General features: G+C 57.7%; 18 protein-coding genes and 1 pseudogene. 7 read left to right on the plus strand and 12 right to left on the minus strand.

Translation table 11 applies throughout. The features are described 5' to 3' along the window. Window positions 1-139: 139 nt before the first annotated feature. The 5 genes from KJ653_04450 to KJ653_04470 all read right to left on the minus strand — a co-directional run bounded on the left by KJ653_04450 (window position 140) and on the right by KJ653_04470 (window position 5,444). Window positions 140-763: a cyclodeaminase/cyclohydrolase family protein gene (locus KJ653_04450; protein MBU0685082.1), complete on the minus strand. Its 624-nt coding sequence runs from the start codon at window positions 761-763 to the stop codon at window positions 140-142. Further along, on the minus strand, window positions 760-1,659 hold the full coding sequence (ftcD, locus tag KJ653_04455; GenBank protein ID MBU0685083.1) for a glutamate formimidoyltransferase: 900 nt from the start codon (window positions 1,657-1,659) through the stop codon (window positions 760-762). The genes KJ653_04450 and ftcD overlap by 4 nt, the downstream gene beginning before the upstream one ends. Window positions 1,660-1,735: 76 nt before the next feature. Beyond that, complete coding sequence (locus tag KJ653_04460; GenBank protein ID MBU0685084.1) at window positions 1,736-2,254, minus strand: hypothetical protein; 519 nt, start codon at window positions 2,252-2,254, stop codon at window positions 1,736-1,738. Window positions 2,255-2,431: 177 nt separating this feature from the next. Next, window positions 2,432-2,995 (minus strand): DUF4382 domain-containing protein, encoded by a 564-nt coding sequence (locus KJ653_04465; protein ID MBU0685085.1) that lies wholly within the window; start codon window positions 2,993-2,995, stop codon window positions 2,432-2,434. Window positions 2,996-3,272: 277 nt separating this feature from the next. After that, on the minus strand, window positions 3,273-5,444 hold the full coding sequence (locus tag KJ653_04470; protein ID MBU0685086.1) for a DEAD/DEAH box helicase: 2,172 nt from the start codon (window positions 5,442-5,444) through the stop codon (window positions 3,273-3,275). Between the two features lie 215 nt (window positions 5,445-5,659). Here KJ653_04470 and lonB point away from each other — a divergent pair, with 215 nt between their 5' ends. From lonB to KJ653_04495, 5 genes are all read left to right on the plus strand, one after another. Continuing rightward, the gene (gene lonB / locus KJ653_04475; GenBank protein ID MBU0685087.1) at window positions 5,660-7,639 is read left to right on the plus strand and encodes an ATP-dependent protease LonB; all 1,980 of its coding nucleotides are present in this window, start codon (window positions 5,660-5,662) and stop codon (window positions 7,637-7,639) included. Between the two features lie 15 nt (window positions 7,640-7,654). Then, window positions 7,655-8,191: a nicotinamide-nucleotide adenylyltransferase gene (locus KJ653_04480; protein MBU0685088.1), complete on the plus strand. Its 537-nt coding sequence runs from the start codon at window positions 7,655-7,657 to the stop codon at window positions 8,189-8,191. Beyond that, complete coding sequence (locus KJ653_04485; protein ID MBU0685089.1) at window positions 8,172-8,654, plus strand: nicotinamide-nucleotide amidohydrolase family protein; 483 nt, start codon at window positions 8,172-8,174, stop codon at window positions 8,652-8,654. The genes KJ653_04480 and KJ653_04485 overlap by 20 nt, the downstream gene beginning before the upstream one ends. A gap of 98 nt (window positions 8,655-8,752) precedes the next feature. Continuing rightward, the gene (locus KJ653_04490; GenBank protein ID MBU0685090.1) at window positions 8,753-9,601 is read left to right on the plus strand and encodes a recombinase RecA; all 849 of its coding nucleotides are present in this window, start codon (window positions 8,753-8,755) and stop codon (window positions 9,599-9,601) included. A gap of 4 nt (window positions 9,602-9,605) precedes the next feature. Beyond that, window positions 9,606-10,307 (plus strand): KaiC domain-containing protein, encoded by a 702-nt coding sequence (locus tag KJ653_04495; protein MBU0685091.1) that lies wholly within the window; start codon window positions 9,606-9,608, stop codon window positions 10,305-10,307. Here KJ653_04495 and KJ653_04500 read toward each other — a convergent pair. Next, a complete protein-coding gene (locus tag KJ653_04500; GenBank protein ID MBU0685092.1) occupies window positions 10,304-11,593 on the minus strand; it encodes a PLP-dependent aminotransferase family protein in 1,290 nt (429 codons plus the stop codon). The genes KJ653_04495 and KJ653_04500 overlap by 4 nt on opposite strands. A 166-nt stretch (window positions 11,594-11,759) precedes the next feature. On the opposite strand from KJ653_04500, the gene KJ653_04505 reads away from it, so the two are divergent. Next, window positions 11,760-12,662: a phosphoribosylaminoimidazolesuccinocarboxamide synthase gene (locus KJ653_04505; protein ID MBU0685093.1), complete on the plus strand. Its 903-nt coding sequence runs from the start codon at window positions 11,760-11,762 to the stop codon at window positions 12,660-12,662. A 54-nt stretch (window positions 12,663-12,716) separates the two neighbouring features. Next, window positions 12,717-13,202, plus strand: a complete 486-nt coding sequence (locus tag KJ653_04510) for a hypothetical protein (protein ID MBU0685094.1) — start codon at window positions 12,717-12,719, stop codon at window positions 13,200-13,202. Here KJ653_04510 and KJ653_04515 read toward each other — a convergent pair. From KJ653_04515 to KJ653_04540, 6 genes and pseudogenes are all read right to left on the minus strand, one after another. Beyond that, window positions 13,199-14,506: a TrpB-like pyridoxal phosphate-dependent enzyme gene (locus tag KJ653_04515; protein MBU0685095.1), complete on the minus strand. Its 1,308-nt coding sequence runs from the start codon at window positions 14,504-14,506 to the stop codon at window positions 13,199-13,201. The two genes, KJ653_04510 and KJ653_04515, sit on opposite strands and share 4 nt — an antisense overlap. A 122-nt stretch (window positions 14,507-14,628) precedes the next feature. After that, window positions 14,629-15,789 carry an HD domain-containing protein gene (locus KJ653_04520; protein MBU0685096.1) on the minus strand — a complete coding sequence of 387 codons (1,161 nt, stop codon included), beginning with the start codon at window positions 15,787-15,789 and terminating at the stop codon, window positions 14,629-14,631. A gap of 33 nt (window positions 15,790-15,822) precedes the next feature. After that, window positions 15,823-16,059 (minus strand): hypothetical protein, encoded by a 237-nt coding sequence (locus tag KJ653_04525; protein ID MBU0685097.1) that lies wholly within the window; start codon window positions 16,057-16,059, stop codon window positions 15,823-15,825. Window positions 16,060-16,065: 6 nt separating this feature from the next. Continuing rightward, complete coding sequence (locus KJ653_04530; protein MBU0685098.1) at window positions 16,066-16,635, minus strand: flavodoxin family protein; 570 nt, start codon at window positions 16,633-16,635, stop codon at window positions 16,066-16,068. 138 nt (window positions 16,636-16,773) lie between these two features. Then, the gene (locus tag KJ653_04535) at window positions 16,774-19,017 is read right to left on the minus strand and encodes a vitamin B12-dependent ribonucleotide reductase (GenBank protein MBU0685099.1); all 2,244 of its coding nucleotides are present in this window, start codon (window positions 19,015-19,017) and stop codon (window positions 16,774-16,776) included. Window positions 19,018-19,506: 489 nt separating this feature from the next. Further along, window positions 19,507-19,929, minus strand: a pseudogene (locus KJ653_04540) (hypothetical protein). Between the last annotated feature and the right edge of the window lie 63 nt (window positions 19,930-19,992).

Genomic DNA, 19,992 nt, shown 5'->3' on the forward strand with positions numbered 1-19,992 from the left:
AGCTCCGTGCGCCAGTGCCTAGAATCCCATTAGGTCACTGACAGGCTGTATGCGTGTTATCATTTTTCTGGCTTCATATAAAAGTATCGTTGAGTCTATCAATACTGATACGTATCCTGGCTGAAGCGATGTGTCGGGGTCAGTTTCCACCAATTCCAGTTAACCTGGAGAGCGCATCCCTGACATGGTCCTTGGCTCTCTTTTCGTCCTTCTTGAGCATCTCCCTTGCATGTCTTGCGAAGGGTGCGTCTGAGATGCCGGCCAGATTGATGTTTACATTCATCGCGGCCCCCTTGAAACCAGTTTCGGCCAAGAGCACAGCCACGCCGACGTCTGACGATGCGCTTACGGTCCCGAGCTCAGCGACTCGTGCGGACTTCTCGAGGACATCGGCACATGCCGAGGCCGTTTCCAGAGGCACGCTGCAAGCGTGCCTCAAGGCCCTCTGGAAATCCTCGACGGTCTTCGGGTTCTCATCCTTCCTCCTCGCTCTGGACGCCAGGACCACCTTGTCGTATGAGTCAGCATCCTCTCTGGCTTGAGAAATCAGGTCATCTCTCAACGCCACTAGCGATGCCTGGAGCCTCTCAAGCTCCGGTTTCCTAGCCTCGTGCTTCTTGTTCTTCGCCGTGATCGCGCACACCATAGCCAGAAGCGAAGCGGCCATTCCGCCAGCGGCTGCGGCTGCTGTGCCTCCGCCGGGAGAAGGCATATCGGACGACAGTTCGAGGCAGAACTTTCGCAATGCCTCGAAGTCCTTCAACCCCAAATTCTCCTCTCCAGAACCTGATCGCTCGAGAACTGGCGGATTCCAAGGAACTTCGCTGCGAGGTCGCACACTGCTTCCAAGGGTATGAGGCCGACTATCTCACTCTCAGCAATCTCGACTCCTCGTTCCTCGGCCTCCTTCCTCACAGCCTCGAACACCGTCGAGATGTGAGTGACCGTGTAGTCTGTCAGGTTCATCGAGACCTGGACCGTGCCCCTGGCCTCCAGTGCGAACCCAAGAGCTTTGACCTTCGGCAGGCCTCCGCTGCTAGCCCTGATCTTCTTGGCGATCTCCCTGGCTATGTTCACATCAGTGGATTTCAGATCCACGTTGAACGCAATCAGAGGCATCCTAACACCGACTGCCACTGCTCCCGCAGTCGGATGGAGCATCCTGGGACCGAAGTCTGGATACCTGGACTCGTCCGTCAGGATTGCCTGTTTGAGCCCCTCGAACTCACCCCTCCGCACATTCTCTAAGTTGACTCTCTCGGGCTTCTTCGCCGCCGACTCGTAAAGGTAGACGGGGATCTTGAGCTCCTTCCCGATTCTCGCGCCGACCTTGTGCGCGATCTCGATACAGTCATCTATCGTGACGCCTGATATCGGCACGAAGGGAAGGACATCGAGCGCCCCCATGCGCGGGTGCTGTCCCTTGTGCTTGTTGAGGTCTATCAGCTCAGACGCCGCCCTCGCCCCTCTGAACGCCCCTTCTTGTACGGTGTCCTTGCCTCCGGTGAACGTGACGACGGACCTGTTGTGGTCGAGGTCAGATTCGACGTCGAGTATCTTGATCCCAGGGACGGCCCTGATGGAGTAGACGATCTTGTCTATCACATCCTTTCGCCGCCCCTCGCTGAAATTGGGTACGCATTCGACTATCGTGGGCATTCTCTCGGACCGGCCATCGGCATCGCATTAGATGGTAATTAAGCACGTCGAGCATGTGGTTCGGCACGAGGGCGCGTCACTTCTTGATGATATCCACTGCCGCGACCCTCTCGAGCACGAGGTTTCTCGGATCGCTCTTGCCAATGGTGTCGAGTTCCTGTCGGGTGATGCCGAACCTCTTGAGCCTGTCGACCGAGAGGTCCTGAGGCCTATCATCTAGAATCCGCCATGAGCTGTCGACCTCGAGGTCCCCTCCTGACAGCCGGGCGACCACGACCTCTTCTGTCGTCTGGTCGACTGACATCTTCTTGATCGCGCTCGAAAGCTGCTTCTCACCCGAGGCGTACAGGAGCGTCTCCATCGAGAGCGAATCCGAAGAGTTGCGTCGTCCGTCTATGGCCTTCTTCGCATGAAACAGAGCGCTCCGTACGTGGTCTAGACCAAAGACCATGTCTGACCTCATCAAGAGGATCTGCACCCCCGAGCTGAAGGCTGGGTTCACCGTCCTTTCCAGAAACGCCGGAGCACACCCTCGATCGACCTTGACAACCCACGCCTTCAGGTCCTTGGTCGCTTCTTCCACTATGTCAGGCATCGTGCTCGGCCCTACGTCTATCTGTATTATATCAATTTTCACGCCGCATGAGCAGGATCGACCCTGAGCATTCACTCAGATGGTTTAGAAACATGGGGAATATGATTGTTCGCAGCATGGTCTCGTGCTCGACCATTGCTGCGAGTTGGGGTTTGCAGGGTCGGAATGAATGCTCGGTCAGCCCTGGACAATGGAGCCCAGGACGGGCTTGAACGTCCAACCATCCTTGTTCTGGACCATCGACTTCGACAGGTCGATGTCCACGGTCAGAGTCGTGGTGTCATCTTCCACGATCGTGAACGGTTTGTTTATCTTCAGCTCCCCCGAAGGTACCCTGAAGTTGACCAGTGTTCCGTTCTCGAGGGTCCCGGTCACGTTCACCACTGCAATACGTATCTGCGTGTACTTGCCAACGCTCACGTTGCCCGATGCGAGCAGTCCTGATACATTGACAAGGGCTGCGAGATCCAGCGTCTGGTCATCCAGTTGGAGAACATGCCATCCGCTGTTGTCCTCTGCGGTGTCGTTCTGGTCGGTTTCATTGTCGAGTCCTGCCTGGTGTATCTTGACAGTTGAGAATGTTACGTTGATGTGAGCCCATCCCGCGGGCGCGTCCTTCACGTTGATGACTACCCTTCCTGTGGCGGCATCTTCCCGCGTGAGTAGATATGCCCCCGCTCCCCCGAGTATCACGATGGCTGATACTCCCAGAGCTAGCAATGCAATCCCTTTTGATGTCATGGCGGCTCCATTGTGGGCAATCTGATATAAACATTTCCGCAGGAAAAAGCAACGTCAGTATTGATTTCGGACTACGTGCTAGAAACGGCTCGACGATCGCTGAAAATTCGTTGCTCGACGGCATTTGCCTCGCTCCAATTCCCGTACATTAGGTCATGGCATGCGAGTCGGGGAAAATCGTCAACCTGCACGGATCGAGCCCCGAGCGGTGCCCCTCTCCACTTCCCGTGGCCCCCAGGCCGTATTGTCTCTACCATCTCCTTCGACATGTTGTCAATTATCTGTAATCCTTCAGCGACCGCTGCTCGTCCTCGATCTCGACAGGCATCCCCGGTTCGGACTGACCGAGCTGGTCCTTGATGGACCTTGCGACCGCTTCTCCTATCGTCGGTATCTGCTTCAGCCTGTCATAGCTGGTGTTCCTGAGATCCTCGATGGTCCTGATGCTCCTGTCGTACAACGCCCTTGCTCTCACCCTGCCGACACCCTTCATCTTGACCAGCTCCAGCAGCTCGCTCTTGATGCCGTAGCGCATCCGCGTGCGCATTTCCCTGACCTCGTCCAAGGCGTCCTTGTTGAACAGCTCGGCCAGTCGGGCCATTGCATGCACCAGCCACTCCGCGCGCTCCATCTTGTTCCTGATATCTCCAGGGCCTATGTTGAACCCGTGCGCGATGTCGTTCTCGTGAACCTCGGACATCCAATCGCTCAAGAGCTTGGCCGTCTTGACCTCGGATAGGAATATCTCGTACTTGCCCAGGTCCGACGGCGGCTCTATCAGCAGCTGCTCGTTCACCTCGCTCTCGAACTCCTCTATCCATGAGTAGTCCGATTGGCGCAGGTACAGGAGGCCCATGTCCGGGACCGCGCATATCGTGTGGAGTATCCCGAAGCTCTTGCCGGAACCATATTTCGTGAGAGCCTCTCTCATGATGACGGCTGACTGCGGGTCTACGTAGAGGTCGCTGACGCACTTGCCGAACAGTGTTGCCCTGAGAGGTTCGTCGGGATGTACCATGCCCTGTCCCTGGAGGAAGTCAACCACCTTCTCGATCGTCTCGGTCAGATAGGTCACTTCGGTCTGATGTGCGAGGAAGGTCTTTCCGAAAAAGGAGTTCAAGTCGTCAATCGATGAAGCCGCCTTCGTGGCGATAAGGGCCAGAACATGCGATCTGATGGCTGGCTCCGTCCCGAGCTTCGAGTAGATGTTCTCGTTTTCGCCCAGGAGGTAGGTCTCAAGGAGCATGTCCTTCTCCTCCTCGTTCCTCGCAATCAGTATTGCCTCTCCGTACTTGTCGAACCTTGGCCTCCCGGCCCTGCCGCACATCTGCTTGATCTCGAGCACTGGTATGGTCGTGTAACCGATGTTCGAATCGAATCGCTTGACGTCCCGGACCAAGACCGTGCGTGCCGGCAGGTTGATTCCCGCTGCAAGCGTGGGTGTGGCGACTATACATCTGACAAGTCCGTTCTTGAAGTTCGATTCCACGAGCTTCCTCTGTGGACCAGTCAGGCCAGCATGATGGAACGCGCAGCCGTTCCTGAGGCATTTCCCGAGCTTGCTCCCCATCGTGGTCGGCTCGTCCTGCTCCCCAATGAGCTTCTTCGCGACCTTGCCCAGCTCTGCAGAGTTGTATCCGCCTGCGGTCTTGACGACCTTTCCGAGCTCTCCCGCGAGCGATTCGCTCGCCTTCCGCGTATTGACGAACACCAGACACTGTCCTCCAGATCCGAGGGCGCTCTTGACCAGTCCCTGAACCGGTTCATCATCGTCCAGGAGGACGCGCTTCGAGTTGTCCGTGAAAAAAACCTTGCCGTCCGCATACACCCCTTCCTTCAGAGGCACGGGCCTCCAGTCGCTCTCGATCAGCTCGGCACCGAGCCATTCTGCCAGCTCCGAAGCGTTCCTGATCGTCGCGGAGAGGGCGATGATCTGCGCTGTGGGGTTGAATGTCCTGAACTTGACCAGAGTGACCTCGAGCGTGGGTCCCCTCTCGGGGTCGTTGATCAGATGGACCTCGTCTGCTACCACGACGGACAACTGGTCCAGCCATTTGGATCTGTGCCTCAGAAGCGAGTCCGCCTTCTCGGAGGTAGCGATGACGATGTCGAATAGGTGGAGCTTCGGGTCTACATCATCGTAGTCGCCTGTTGATTCCCCCACTCTTATCCCGAGGTCCTGGAACTTCGCGAGGTCGTCGAATTTCTCGGACGCGAGGGCCTTCAAAGGCACTATGTACAGTGCCTTCCCGCCTCGCAGGACCGCCTGGAGGATGGCAAGATAGGCCACCAAGCTCTTCCCAGAAGCTGTTGGGATCGCCAGGACGATATTCTTCCTATCGAGGGTCGGTCCTATGGCCTCCTCCTGGGGTGGATACAGGGTATCGATGCCCTCATCCTTGAGCTTCTTGACAATCCTGGGATCCAGGCCCAACTCGTCGATCCTCATTCCTGCCCTCTCAGCATGGTGACGCTCGTTATGGATGGCGGTCCCCCTAATATTTGTTCGCGGGAGGCGAAGTGAGTGCAGAACCATGATTCCATCGCAATACCGTCGGATGACTGGCCCTACCAACAAGTGAGCCCCCTCACGGCAAAAGCCTTATTTAGCACGAGGGTTAATAGCTTGAACAGTCACGGTTGTGACTAATACTGGTGCAGTTAATGGCAACGAGTGATTCTTGGGGGTCGACGCTGGGCCTTTCGGACCTCGAGGATTGGATCAAATCCAAGTCCTTCGAGACAACGGCCGATGTGAAGATACCCCCGCAACTGGTGGACCAGGTCATAGGCCAAGACGAGGCCGTGACGGTGATCCGCAAGGCCGCTGAGCAGAAGAGGCACATCATTCTCATAGGAGACCCGGGCACTGGGAAATCCATGCTCGCGAGATCCATGACCGACTTCCTCCCCAAGGGCGAGATGCAGGACGTCATCGCCTACAACAACCCCGAGGACCAGAACGAGCCGAAGATCAGGATCGTTCCAGCGGGCAAGGGCAGGGAGATCGTCCAGGCGCAGAAGCGGGAGGTGGAGCAGAAAAAGGCTCAGAAAAACTCCTCCTGGCTCATGCTCATCATGATGTTTGTCGCACTGGGCGCTATGGTCTCTTGGATTCAGAAGGATTTCACACCGCTCCTCATAGTGGTCGTGGGCGGTCTGGTCCTGTACTGGCTCGGACGGTCGTTCGGGCAGAAGCGCGAGGCGATGTTGATCCCGAAGCTGCTCGTCACTCACAAGCCCGATGAACTGGCACCGTTTATAGACGCCACGGGCGCACACGCAGGAGCATTGCTGGGCGATGTGAAGCACGATCCGTTCCAGAGCGGTGGGCTTGAGACCCCAGCTCACGAGAGACTTGAGCCTGGGGCGATCCACAAGGCGAACAGGGGCGTCCTGTTCATCGACGAGATCAACTTGCTCCGGATCGAAAGCCAACAGAGCCTCCTTACTGCGCTCCAAGAGGGCGAGTTCAGCATCCTGGGGCAGAGCGAGAGGAGCTCAGGCGCTATGGTCAAGAGCGAGCCTGTTCCGTGCGGTTTCATACTCGTCGCGGCTGGCAACCTGGACGCGGTCTCGGGGATGCACCCGGCACTAAGGTCCAGGATCAGAGGTTACGGTTATGAGATCTACATGCGGAGCACGATGCCCGACACCGAGCAGAACAGGGACAAGCTGATCAAGTTCGTGGCTCAGGAGGTGTCGAAGGACAAGAAGATACCTCACTTCGACAAGGGCGCGGTGGCCGAGATCATCCGCGAAGCCCAGAGAAGAGCTGGACGGAGGGGGATGCTCACACTCAGGCTGCGCGAGCTTGGCGGATTGGTGAGGGTCGCAGGCGACATAGCGACCGAGAGGAATGCGTCCGTTGTCGAGTCGAAGCACGTCCTCGAGGCAAAGAAGATTGCTAGATCGCTCGAGCAGCAGGTGACGGACAGGGCGGTCGAGCGAAGGAAGGATTACAGCATATCATTGACCGAGGGCGCGGTCGTCGGCATAGTCAATGGACTTGCAGTGCTCAATGCCGAGTCCTCAATGTCGGAGTTCTCAGGGATAGTGACGCCGATAGTCGCCGAGGTCACACCGCCTCAGAACAGGGAGGGCGGCAAGATCATTGCGACTGGCAAGCTCGGCGAGATCGCGAGGGAGTCGGTGCAGAACGTCTCCGCGCTCATCAAGAAGTACACGGGGGAGGACATCAGCAACCACGACATACATGTGCAATTCATCGGGACCTACGATGGTATTGAGGGGGACAGCGCCTCGATAGCCGTCGCGACAGCGGTCATATCGGCCTTCGAGGAGATCGAGGTGGATCAGAGCTGTGCTATGACCGGGAGCTTGAGCGTGAGGGGCCAGGTTCTGCCGGTCGGAGGCGTCACGGCCAAGATAGAGGCGGCCGCGGAGATAGGCCTGAAGAAGGTTCTCATTCCGGAGGAGAACATGAAGGACGTTCTCCTTGAGGACAAGTACATCGGCAAGATCGAGGTCATACCTGTCCGCACCCTCAACGATGTTCTTGTGCACGCCCTTGTGGGCTCTCGTAAGGAAGGGCTCCTGAAGAAGCTCGCAGCCCTCGTTGCCGCGAAGCGCCCGTCGTCTCCAAGCCCGCTTCCGGTGACCGACAGAGCGGCGGCCCATTGAAGTTGAGGTGTTCTCGTGCGCGGCCTGATTGTCGGAAGGTTTCAACCGTTGCACAAGGGACACCTTTCGGTCATCCGAGAAGTCCTCAGGCAATGCGATGAGCTGATCATAGTCATAGGCAGCGCTGAGGAATCTCATACTGATAAGAACCCGTTCACTGCCGGTGAGAGATACCAGATGATCCTGTCCTCGTTGACAGACGGGGAGAGGCGTCGCGTCCTCATTGTACCTATCAGAGACGTCAACAGGTACTCAGTTTGGGTGAACCATGTCGAATCATACGTACCTCCTTTCGACGAGATCTACTCCAACAGCGACCTCACAAGGTCTCTGTTCAAGCAGGCAGGATATGAGGTTCACAAGACGAAGGCATACAACCCGAAGGAGTACTCTGCGACCGAGGTGAGGCGACGCATTGTTGACGGCGAGAGATGGGAGAATCTCGTGCCTCGGCCGGTTGCTGGATTCCTGGATGGTCTGGATGCGAGACAGAGACTGCTGGACTCAGGCATGAGTCCTGCAAAGAAGCAGGGTGAATGCCGTGCTCGCTGAAGAGGTCGGCGAGCTGCTCAAGTCTAAGGGACAGACGATTGCCTTAGCTGAATCATGCACTGGTGGCAAGCTTGGTGACATGATCACGGAGGCCTCTGGGAGCAGCGACTATTTCCTCGGAGGAGTTGTCTCGTACAGCAATCAGGCAAAGATGGAGCTTCTGGGCGTTGACAAGAGCACGCTCGATGTCAAGGGTTCGGTGAGCAAGGAGGTCGCTCTCCAGATGGCTGCCGGTGCCCGGAAGAAGCTGCATGCAGACATTGGCGTCGGAACAACGGGGATCGCTGGACCGACCGGCGGGACTAAAACGAAGCCTGTTGGGCTCGTCTACATCGCGGTGAGCTCGGACAAGACCGCTGTCTGCACCAGAAACCTGTTCAAGGGTTCCAGACATGACGTGAAGATGCATTCTGCTGTCAAGGCGCTCGAAATGGTCAGAGAATTCCTGCTCAAGAGCGGCTGAATGAGTGGTCGCGCCCCGCATTTTCCAGAAATTACCAAAATATTTATACTCACACCCCGATTTTATAACGCGCGTCGCATGCGCGCGAGGACTTTCTAATGTCAGAAGGGGATGTGCAGAGGATACCTACTGGGGTCGCCGACTTCGATTCCATCATGCAGGGCGGACTTCCAGCAGGCTCGGTCGTCCTTCTTCTGGGCGATGTCGGAGGCGGCGGGCACGAGTTCGCATTGACCTCAGCGGCGAAGATCGGCATCGTCAAGGAATTCCCGGATACGCGGACTTTCATGCTCGGGGACGCGGGGAAGCACGGGGTTTTGCCGGAGAAGATGTGCTACATAACCTTCTCTCGGTCCAGGAACGATATCCTTCAGGACGTCAAGCTGTCCTTCAACCGGGACTTCTATGAGTCTCTGAAGACGAACCTGCTCTTCAAGGATTTCTCGAGGAACTACTTCATGCACACCGTCGTCCCGACGGCATGGCTGGATTCGGACCAGTCAGGCGACCTGTTCTCGGACAAGAAGCAAGACGGACTCCTCGAGTCGCTCGTTGATTTCCTCGACGGCAACGCCCCGAAGAGCATGGTCATAATGGATTCGCTCACAGACCTTGTGGTATCCGAGACGATCGACTTTCAGGACGTAATCGCGCTCCTGAAAGGCATCCAGCGGATGGCGAAGAAGTGGGATGCGATCTTCTATCTCATACTAACGGACGAGATCCTGGACCGGAAGCGCCAGCAGATGATCATAGACAGCGTAGACGGCGTGTTCAAGTTCGAGTGGGCGAAGTTCCACCATACGTCCAAGAGACAACGGTATCTCTATGTCGAGAAGTTCATGAGCGTGCTCCCTCACCTGGACCAGGAGAGGATCGCGCGCTTCGCCACACTGATAACCTCTCAGAGCGGATTTGTCGTGATCAACACGGAACGGGTGGGATGAGCACATGGCTGTAAGCAGGGTCAAGACGGGTGTCGATGGATTGGATGAGATGCTTCAAGGCGGCCTGCCGGAGAATCATATTGTCGCCGTCATGGGGTCGTTCGGGACGGGCAAGACGACCCTCGGTCTACAGTTCCTGGTGGAAGGCCTGAAGAAGAACGAGCCGTGCATATTCATCTCGCTCGAAGAGGACAAGGATTCGATTCTGAAGAACGCCGCAGCCTTCGGATGGGACTTGTCTGGGGCGCTGGACAGCAAGAAGCTCGGCCTGTTCAAGCTCGAACCGTCTGATGCGAAGACCACGATCACGAGGATCAAGAGCGAGCTCCCGAAATTCATCAAGTCCTTCGGCGCGAAGAGGGTGGTGCTGGATTCCGTGTCATTGCTCAACATGATGTTCTCGGACGAGAACGATCGCAGGTCGAACCTGTTCAACCTCTGCCAACTGTTGAGGAGCACGGGTGCCACGGCCCTCCTGACGGCGGAGGTCAAGGACGAGAATCCGCGCTCCTCCAGGGACGGCCTAGCGGAGTACACCGCGGACGGCGTGCTCCTGCTCCAGTCGGACGAGAGCAAAGAAGGAGGCGAGGTCCAGCTGACGATAAGGATTCTCAAGATGCGCCGAACCTCTCACTCGAGAAGGGTGAAGCCGTACTCGATAACGGACAAGGGGATCGTGGTGCACGCGGGCGCCGACGTGTTCTAGGACTTCCCTATCAGGGTGCCCTTGAGGGCATCCTCCATCTTGGACTCGTCGCTCCCCTTCGACTTGTCCCATCTCGAGACGAGCTCCTGGTTGATGACCGAGCCCAGCCTCCGGAGCCCTTCTGTTATCATCTGGTCCGACGGGTGGGTGAAGTTCAGCCTAAGTGTGCTCAGGCCGTCCTTCGGGTCCGCGAAGAACGCCCTGCCGGACACGAACGCCACTCTCTTCTTCAGCGCTTTCTTGAGCAGCTCCCCGGAATCCATGCCCTCTGGGAGCGTGACCCAGAGAAACATCCCGCCCTCGGGCTTCGTCCAGTGCAGTCCCTTCGGCATGAACTCGTTCATCCCGCTGAGCATGATGCTCATCTTCCTGCTGTAGACTTCCTTTATCTTCTCTATCTGCTGGTCCATGTGCCCTTTGGCGACGTACTCGTGCGCGATTCTCTGCCCCAGAACGTTGGTGCACACATCGGCCGATTGCTTTGCAATGATCATCTTCCTCAGTACGTCCGGCTCCGCAACTACCCAGCCGACCCTGAAGCCCGGCGCAAGCACCTTCGAGAAGGTGCTCATGTAGATCACCCTTCCCTCGTCGTCGAAGTGCTTTATGGGCACGATGTGCTCCCCGACATACCGTAGCTCGCCATACGGGTCGTCCTCGAGTACGAGGAAGTCGTATTCAGATGCGAGGTCGACCAACTTCCTCCTGCTTTTCTCAGGCATCGTCACGCCCGCAGGGTTCTGGAAGTTCGGCAGAGCGTATACTATCTTCGGGGGGTTGGACCTCTTCGCGAGCTTCTTCATCCGCTCCTCGAAGATGTCCATGCGCATGTTGTTGTCATCGATCGGTATGGATTCGAAGGTGGTCTGGTAGACTGCCCATCCAGTCAATGCCGTCAGGTAGGTGGGCGCGGAGACGACGACCGTGTCCTTCGGGTCGAGGAAGACCTTCCCCACGAGGTCTATGACCTGCTGGGACCCGCTCACGATGAGGAAGTTCTCCATCCCTGCATCCATGCCTTTCTTCTTCATCCGTTCAGCGAGTACCTCCCTCAACGGCGCATAACCCTCGGTGATGCCGTATTGGAGAGTCTGAGCGCCGTCGTTCTTCAGGACGTCGTTCGCTATCTCTCGGATGAGCTCTGTCGGAAATGTCTCGGGGTTCGGGAAGCCTCCAGCGAAAGAGATCATGTCGGGAACCTGGAGAAGCTTCAACAGCTCCCTTACCTCGGACGCCTTCATCTCCTTTGAGCGCTCAGAAAAATGCCGTGTCAGATTGAGGGCCATGCCACAATCTCCTGCCTACGACGATTAGGGGTCACTCGCACTTTAATGGTTTTGAGGATACCAGACCTCAACATCTATTTCATTGCATCGAGTCGGCGCGAGTCAGTATTCCTCGACAACACCAAAACCCTTAAGGCCAACTATTGCCTACAACGCAACCGTGGCCATGAAACTGACTCGCCAAGGCAAGGTGAAAGACGTATACGAGGTGGATCAGCGCACACTCGAGTTCGTCTTCACAGACAAGATATCCGTCTTCGACAAGACCATTCCATCTCTCATACCGCACAAGGGCGAGACCCTGTGCAGATCGAGTGCGTTCTGGTTCCAGGTGGCGCGCTCGTGCGGCATCAAGACCCATTTCAGGGAGCTCGTACCTCCGAACAGGATGCGCGTTGCCAAGGTCCAGGTGCTCGAGTATCCCAAGATAAACAAGAAAACCAATAACTATCTCATTCCGCTCGAGGTCATATGCAGGCACTATGTTGCCGGCTCCCTCTGGGATGGGATCCAGAACGGCCAGGTGAAGCCCGCGAAGCTCGGGTTCAAGGCGAAAAAGGAGGTCAAGTACGGCGACAAGCTCCCGGAACCGTACGTCGAGTTCACGACCAAGCTGGAGAAGGTCGACCGATTGGTCACGAAGAAGGAGGCCCAGAAGATAGCGTGCCTCACTAATGACGAGTACAACGATATCATAGGGGCAGTCCTGAAGATAGACGAGCAGATTGCCGAGGAAGTCGAGAAGAGAGACCTCATTCATGTGGACGGGAAGAAGGAGTACGCGTTCGATGAGGATCGCGAGCTCATGATAGTCGATACGTTCGGGACTGCTGACGAGGATCGCTGGTGGGACTGGGAGAGCTACTCGAAGGGCCAGTTCGTGGAGCTCAGCAAGGAGAATGTGAGGCAGTACTACAGGCAGCTGGGCTACTACGACAAGCTCATGGAGGCCAGGAAGATGGGCAAGGTCGAGCCCAAGATCCCGTCCCTGCCTGAAGCGAAGATCAAGGAGATCTCCGAGCTGTACATCGATATGTTCGAGCGCATCACGGGCGAGAGCTACAAGTGACCGCACGTTTCTTGGGAAGGTTTAATTGGCGGCTCCGTCTAATGTGAGTCTAAGATGGAGTTCCACGGCATAGACGACTTCATGATGTACCTCAAGGGCAGGTTCGACCTCAGCTCGCGGAAGCAGGATTGGCGCGCGCTCACCGGCAGGAACCATGTCGATTCTACATATGACACGTTCATCTTCACCGACCAGAAGGTCTTCCAGATCAAGTCCCTTGAGGTTGCGCCAACGAAGATGGCCGCAGTCGCATCCGAGGTCGGAGGACCTTCCCCGGATCTGCTCGAGGCGATCAAGGGCGGCTCGCCGATACCGCTGAATGTCGTCTCGCGGTCCCCGTCTGCATACTCGGTCATCATGTTCGGCATGCAGCAGTACTCCTCAGACATCTCCGACCTTCTGAGGCGAGAGTACTACTCCTCGAGACAGGACAAGCTGGACAGTGATCTGGAGAGAAATGCAAAAGTGCTCCTGGAGCGGCCGGAGTTCAAGGCCGCGTACAGGAGTCTCAAAGAGAGAGAGGAAGGGTATTTCGCCTAGGTTATCTTCCCGTCGAGGTACTGCTGGTAGCCTCCGAGGTCCAGGAGCCCGTGGCCCGAGAAGTTCAGTGCGATGATCTTCTTCTCGTTCTTCTTCTTGGCCTCGAGCGCGAGGTCCACGGCCGCCTTGATCGCGTGGCTCGTCTCCGGAGCAGGGATTATGCCCTCGGCTCTCGCGAACATCATCGCCGCACTGAAGACCTCCTTCTGCTCGAACGCGACCGGCTTGACCACTTTCTTGTTCACGAGAAGGCTCACAGTCGGCGCAGCACCGTGGTACCTCAGTCCGCCCGCGTGGATGGGAGAAGGCACGAAGTTGTGGCCCAGCGTGTACATCAGGAGTAGGGGAGTCATGCCGGCAGTGTCTCCGAAGTCGTATTCGTACTTCCCGCCTGTCAAGCTCGGGACCACAGTGGGTTCGACGGCGATGAACTCCGTGTTCATCATCTTCTTCTTCTTCAATTTCTGGCCTATGGCAGGGAACGTGAACCCTGCGAAGTTAGAACCGCCACCTACGCAACCAATCATGTAGTCGGGCTCCTCGTCGAGCTTCTTGAACTGCAGTAGTGTCTCCTCACCTATGATCGTCTGGTGCAGCATGACGTGGTTGAGGACGCTCCCCAGGCTGTAATGAGTCTTGCCGTCCTTGAGCGCCATCTCCATTGCCTCGCTGATGGCGATACCCAGCGAGCCCGGGTGCTTCGGGTCCTTCGCGAGCATCTTCCTGCCGAACTCCGTGAGGTTGCTCGGGGACGGGTTGACCTCCGCACCGTAGACGCGCATCATCTCGCGCCTGTACGGCTTCTGGTCGTATGATACGCGGACCATGAAGACCTTGCAGCTGAGCCCGAAGTGACTGCATGCAAGGCTGAGCGCGGTGCCCCACTGGCCCGCCCCTGTCTCTGTCGTCAGGTGCTCGACGCCCTCTTTCATGTTGTAGTACGCCTGAGCGAGCGATGTGTTCGTCTTGTGGCTCCCCGCCGGGCTCAGGTCCTCACGCTTGAAGTATATCTTCGCCGGCGTCTTGAGGGCCTTCTCCAGTCCGACCGCTCTCTGCAGCGGGCTCGGCCTGTTGACCATCATGTATCCCTGGAGCACTTCGTCGGGGATGTCTATGTAGTTGTCCGAGGACATCTCCTGTGCGATCAGCGCCTTAGGGAACAGAACCTCAAGGTCGGTCGGCGAGATCGGCTTCTTCGTCGCCGGGTTCAATGGAGGAGCTAGAGGCTCCGGAAGGTCAGGCAGTATGTTGTACCATCTCTTGGGCATCTCTTCGGGTGTCAGGTCCGTTCGTACGGGCTTCACTTGTATCCCTCTTGAGAATCCATGACTATCCGTACAATATATATCTCTTTCGAGCAATGATGTACAAATTTGTTGCTAGCATGGCCATCCAGAGACCATTGGTGAGCATCGGGAGCGGTTCGTCACTTGAGGTAGATCAGCCGGCCGTGCCTCGCGTCCCAGATCCAATCGTCTTCGGTCACGGCCTCTTCCCTCTTCGTGATCATGTTGTCGAGCTTGGCGTCGATGTCGTCGGCTTCGTGGACGGCGAGTGCCTCAGGGAACATCGGCTCCACTGGAGAACCCCACTCCTTCTTGCCGTGGTGCGATAGAAGTATGTGCCTGATCTTCGAGCTGAGCAGCTCAGGGAAACCATCGATTCCCGCGATCCGGGCCATGAGCTCCTGGTCGCCGAGTATGATGTGCCCGAGCAGGTTCCCTTCCTTGGTCTGGTTGATGTTGCTAGTGACCTTGAAGCTCTGGACCTTGCCTATGTCGTGTAGGAGCGCCCCGGTCATCAGGAGATCTCTGTCAAGCTCAGCGTGCAGCTCGGCGATTCGCTCGCACATTGCCGCCACGTTCAGCGTGTGGTGGATGAGCCCTCCGACGGCTGCTGAATGTAGCTGTATGGAAGCGGGCGATGTCGCGAACGCTTCCATGAACTCCTTGTCCTTGAAGAACGCCTCCAGGAGCCTCTTCATGTCTGCGTCCTTGACCGTGCCTATGATGTCCGACAGCCGGGACCTCATCTCGCCGATGTTCTCATAAGTCTTGATCAGTTCTCTGATGTCGTACAATCCCTCATCGAGCCTCGTGACTGACCCGCCGTTCTTGTCATTGATCGATATCTCGAGCAGGCCTCTGTACTCAGCGACCTCGCCCTTGATCCTCACGACCTCCTCACGGTCGAAGGAGTCGTGCAGCCTCTCGACGGCCGCCTTGTCGGAGCCACCCCAGTACTTGACCGTTATCTGGCCGGACCTGTCCGCCACCCTGAATTCGAACATCGACCCGTACTTGTAGTCCACGACGGGTTTCTTGTAGTTCACAGAGAAGTAGCTGTCGACCCTGTCCCCCGGCTTGAGTTCGCCTACGATCTGCTTGGATGCCATGCGCTTCTGCTCCCTTGTCACTCCGTTTCTTGACCGGGTTATGGGCAACGGCACGTATATGCTCTTTGTCAGATGTGGGCCGAAAGTCGCTTCCCTCAGCTGTCGGATCTCGGTATGCTCAATCGCCGTCGCCGCATCTGTCTCCGGAGTCGAGCGGTACGACGTTCGGCCGCACACGACCTCCGATAGCACGGGGACTTGACATCCTCTCGTACTGCATGCACGCTACTTCGAACGCACCCAAGCGAATCTCTTCTTCAGGTTCCGCTCGAGCACGGCCTTCTTCTTGGGGTCTGCAAGCCACAGCTTGGTCTCCTTCCATATCTCCGGGCATCGCTTCCCCTCCAGCCCCACGGTCCTCGCGATCTCGTGTTCGATGTCCTTCGCGTTCTCCCTGGTGACATTGATACCGAGGGGTTCGAAGAATCCCTTCTTGTTCATGTGCGCCACGAAACATGTCAAGCGCTCTCACCTCTTGAGCAGTTCAGCCATGCGTTTTCCGAGTTCCCTCGCGCTCTGAAGGCCGTCCTTGTCCTTTCTCGCGTCGCCTTTGTCGCCGGCAGTGCTCATCGCCCCTGGCATGCCGCCGCCGGGACCGGCGACGATCATGTCCTGCATTGCGAAAGTAGAGACCAGCTGGAGCACTGCCAGCTCCTGCCCGCCATGGGACCCGGCGCCGACGCAGATCGCTCCTCCCACCTTGTCCTTGAGGTCCTTGTTCTGGTACGCTATGACCGACCTGTCCATGATTGCCTTCAGTTGTGCGGTGACACCTCCGCAGTAGATTGGCGACGCCAGGATGATTCCGTCCGCGCCGACCATCTTCTCTATCAGCCTGAGTCCGTCATCCTTGATCGGGCAGTGCCAGGATCCGTCGAAGCATACCTCGCATCCTGTGCACGGCCTGACATCTAGATCCCTGATCGAAAGTGACTCGACCTCTATCCCCGCCTTCCTCAGAACCTTGGCCGCCTCATCGATCATGGTTTGTGTGTTCCCGCCCTTCCTGGGGCTGCCGTTGATCGCCAGCACTTTCATGGTATCACCGCTCTGCATCTGAGCGCACATGTACGGTCGTCTGCAAACAAAACCCTTCCTGATGAGAAAGATGAAAACCTGCCTCGGCCCAGCACCCCAGGGGCCGAGAGCATCGTATCTTCCCTCTTCTTGTTCCCATCACCAGCACTTCGAGAACCCGCAGGTCCTGCAGACCACGCAGCCCTCGACGTATTCCACCATGCTTCCGCACTCCGGACACTCGGGGCACACATCTCCCTTGTCGACATAGTTCTGCTTCTGGATGCCGCCTTCGTCTTTCGGAGCCGCTGAGGCCGCCGCCTCCGGCGCCTCGCTCGCAACGCCTCTGTCCTTCGTGAAACGTTCCAACGCTTTTGCGACTGCGTCGCTGCACGAGAGCACCATCCCCCCGGGCTGCCAAAGCGGCGTAGGGCATCTGATGCCCTTCAGCTGCTTCACGATCGCCTCCGGCTCGATGCCGGACCTTAGGGCGAGCGATATCAACCTTCCGACCGCTTCGGCCTGGGAGGCCGTGCACCCGCCGGACTTACCCATCTGCGTGAACACCTCGCAGAGTCCCCTTTCGTCCATGTTGATTGTGACGTAGAGATGCCCGCAGCCCGTCTCCAGCCTCTGGGTGGACCCGCGCGTCACATATGGCCGTGCGCGCGGCAGCCTCGAGGCCTCCTCGTCTTCGGGCGACACGTCCTTCTTGGGTCTCTCCCCCACGCTCAGGACCTGGTCCTCCCTGCTGCCGTATCTGTATACGGTGACGCCCTTGCACCCGAGGTCGTGGGCGAGCTTGTAGACGTTCTCGACATCCTTGGGCGTCGCCTCGTTCGGGAAGTTGACGGTCTTGGACACTGCGTTGTCCGTGTATCCCTGGAACGATGCCTGCATGCGTATGTGCCATTCGGGCGAGATGTCGAGGGCAGTCACGAACAGCCGCCTGATGTCCTCCGGGACCATCTTGAGGTCCTTGAGCGAGCCCTTTGTGGCGATCTCCTTCATCAGGTCGTCCGTGAAGAACTCCCGGTCGTGCGCGACCTCAGCGAAGATCGGATTGACCTCAGGCAGGATGTCCTTGTCCATAACGTTGCGGACATAAGCAACGGCGAAGATCGGCTCGACCCCGCTCGATACCCCCGATATGATGCTGATCGTTCCCGTCGGGGCGATGGTCGTGACCGTGGCGTTCCTTATCTTCGCGAACCGCTTGGCCAAGGTGCTCTCGGGGAAGTTCGGGAAGCTCCCGCGCTCCTCCGCGAGGACGACGGACTCCTTGTGCCCCTCGTCGTTGATGAACTTCATAAGCTCCCCCCCGAGCTTGAGCGCCTCCTCGGAATCGTACGGGATTCCGAGCCTCAGGAGCATGTCCGCGAAGCCCATCACGCCCAAGCCGATCTTCCTGTTGGCACGTGTCATCTCTCCGATCTGCTTCAGCGGATACTTGTTGACATCGATGACGTTGTCCAGAAACCTCACGGACAATCGAACCGTCTCGCCCAGCTTGATCCAGTCAAGCGCCAATCGTCCGTCCTTGAACGTGAGCGTCTTCGCGAGGTTGATAGAGCCTAGGTTGCAAGCCTCGTAGGGAAGGAGAGGCTGCTCGCCGCACGGGTTCGTGCTTTCGATCTCCCCGACCTTGGGCGTCGGATTGTCCCTGTTGATCCTGTCCAAGAAAACGATGCCCGGTTCCCCGTTCCTCCAGGCCATGTTGACGATCATCTCGAAGACCTTCCTGGCAGGCATCTTCCTGAACGGCTGCTTCGTGCGGGGATTGATCAGCTCGTACTCCCTGTCCTCCTCCAGGGCTTCCATGAATTTGTCGGTCAACGCCACGGATATGTTGAAGTTGGTGAGCTTGGTCGAGTCCCTCTTGGACGTGATGAACTCGATTATGTCAGGATGGTCCACTCGCAGGATGCCCATGTTTGCCCCGCGCCTTGTGCCGCCCTGCTTGATTGTCTCAGTCGCGGCATTGAACACCTCCATGAAAGATATCGGGCCGCTGGACACGCCCGCAGTGCTCTTGACCGAGTCGCTGGCGGGCCTGAGTCTCGAGAAGCTGAACCCGGTGCCTCCGCCGCTGTTGTGAGACACGAAGCCGTTCGCCAAGTAGGCGTGCCTTTGAGGGACGGTGAGGTCGACCACTTCGCGCTTCCCAGCTGGCAGGACCGCCCTAACGGTCACGAAATAACATCCCTCATCGTCCGGCTCCTCACGCAGGCACCCCATCGCCTCGAGTTCCTCCGCCATCAGGTCGAGGTCTACCGAGTCCAGGCGCTTGGTGAGGATCATCGAGTCGAACCCCACCTTCTCCTTGAAAACCAGGAACCCTGAACGCGTGCATATGGTAAGCCTGAACCCCTCTCTCGCCGTCGGGACCCCGAGGTAGAACATCACCGTCTGAATGTCGGATGCTAGTCTCTCAGACCCACATTCCGCGCTTATGACCCCGGTCGGCGAGATCCAACCACGGTCGCTGAAAGCCTTCCTCAGGAACGAGCACAGGGCGCGCTCGTCGGCATTGACGAGCCGCTCGTCGGCTCCGGACTCCGCGAACTCCCAGAGCTCGTGGTGCACGGCGGTCTCCGTGCCGCCCAGCCAGCCTCCCAGCTTCATCACCAGCTTGTCCTCGGGTCTGAGCTGGCCGATCTTACGCCATTCGAGGTCGCCCTCGCGCGTCCTGACCATCAGCTTGTGGAGCGCGGTGCCCAGGATCCTGTTGCCCTCGAGTGTCTCGACCGCGAATACCTCTTGAACGCCGTTCTTGTGCCTGGATTTGACGATGTCCATGCCTTCATGCGTCTCGATCCAGGTGCCTTCGTCTACGGATCCAAGCATCTTGCAGCCCGAGTCGGTCATCACGAACGTCTCGGGCACGAGGCACTTGTGTATCAAGGCGGTGTACTTGATGGCGTCGAAGATCTCCTCCATGGAGTCTCCGATAGGCAGGACGAAGCAGGCAGAGAGCTGACCGAGCTCCTTGCCGGCGTTCATCAGCGTCGGGCTGTTCGGCATGAACTCCAGCCTGGCCATCATCTCGTAGAACCTCTCAGCGACCTCGTCTACCTCAGCATCTGATTTGCCATAGTTCTTCTCGGCCAGGGCTATGGCGCGTGCCACACGCTCGAAAAGTCCTCTGGGCGTCTCAACCGGCTTGCCGTCGTCGTCCTTCTTCAGGTATCTGCGTTCCAGTACAATCTTTGCGTTCGCGGTTATCTGAGGTTCGAGAGCCCATCCACGGCCATTCGCGGAGCTATTCCCGGCGGCGACAGTGCCTCCTCTTGTTTGATTCGATGCGGCCGACATTTCTCCCCCTCTATTATCGGGCCAGTCCTTCTCGGGCTCCCCTGCTGTCCAACGCCTTCAGTG

Source organism: Candidatus Thermoplasmatota archaeon, assembly GCA_018814355.1.
In the GTDB taxonomy this organism is placed as follows: Archaea; Thermoplasmatota; Thermoplasmata; order UBA10834; family UBA10834; genus COMBO-56-21.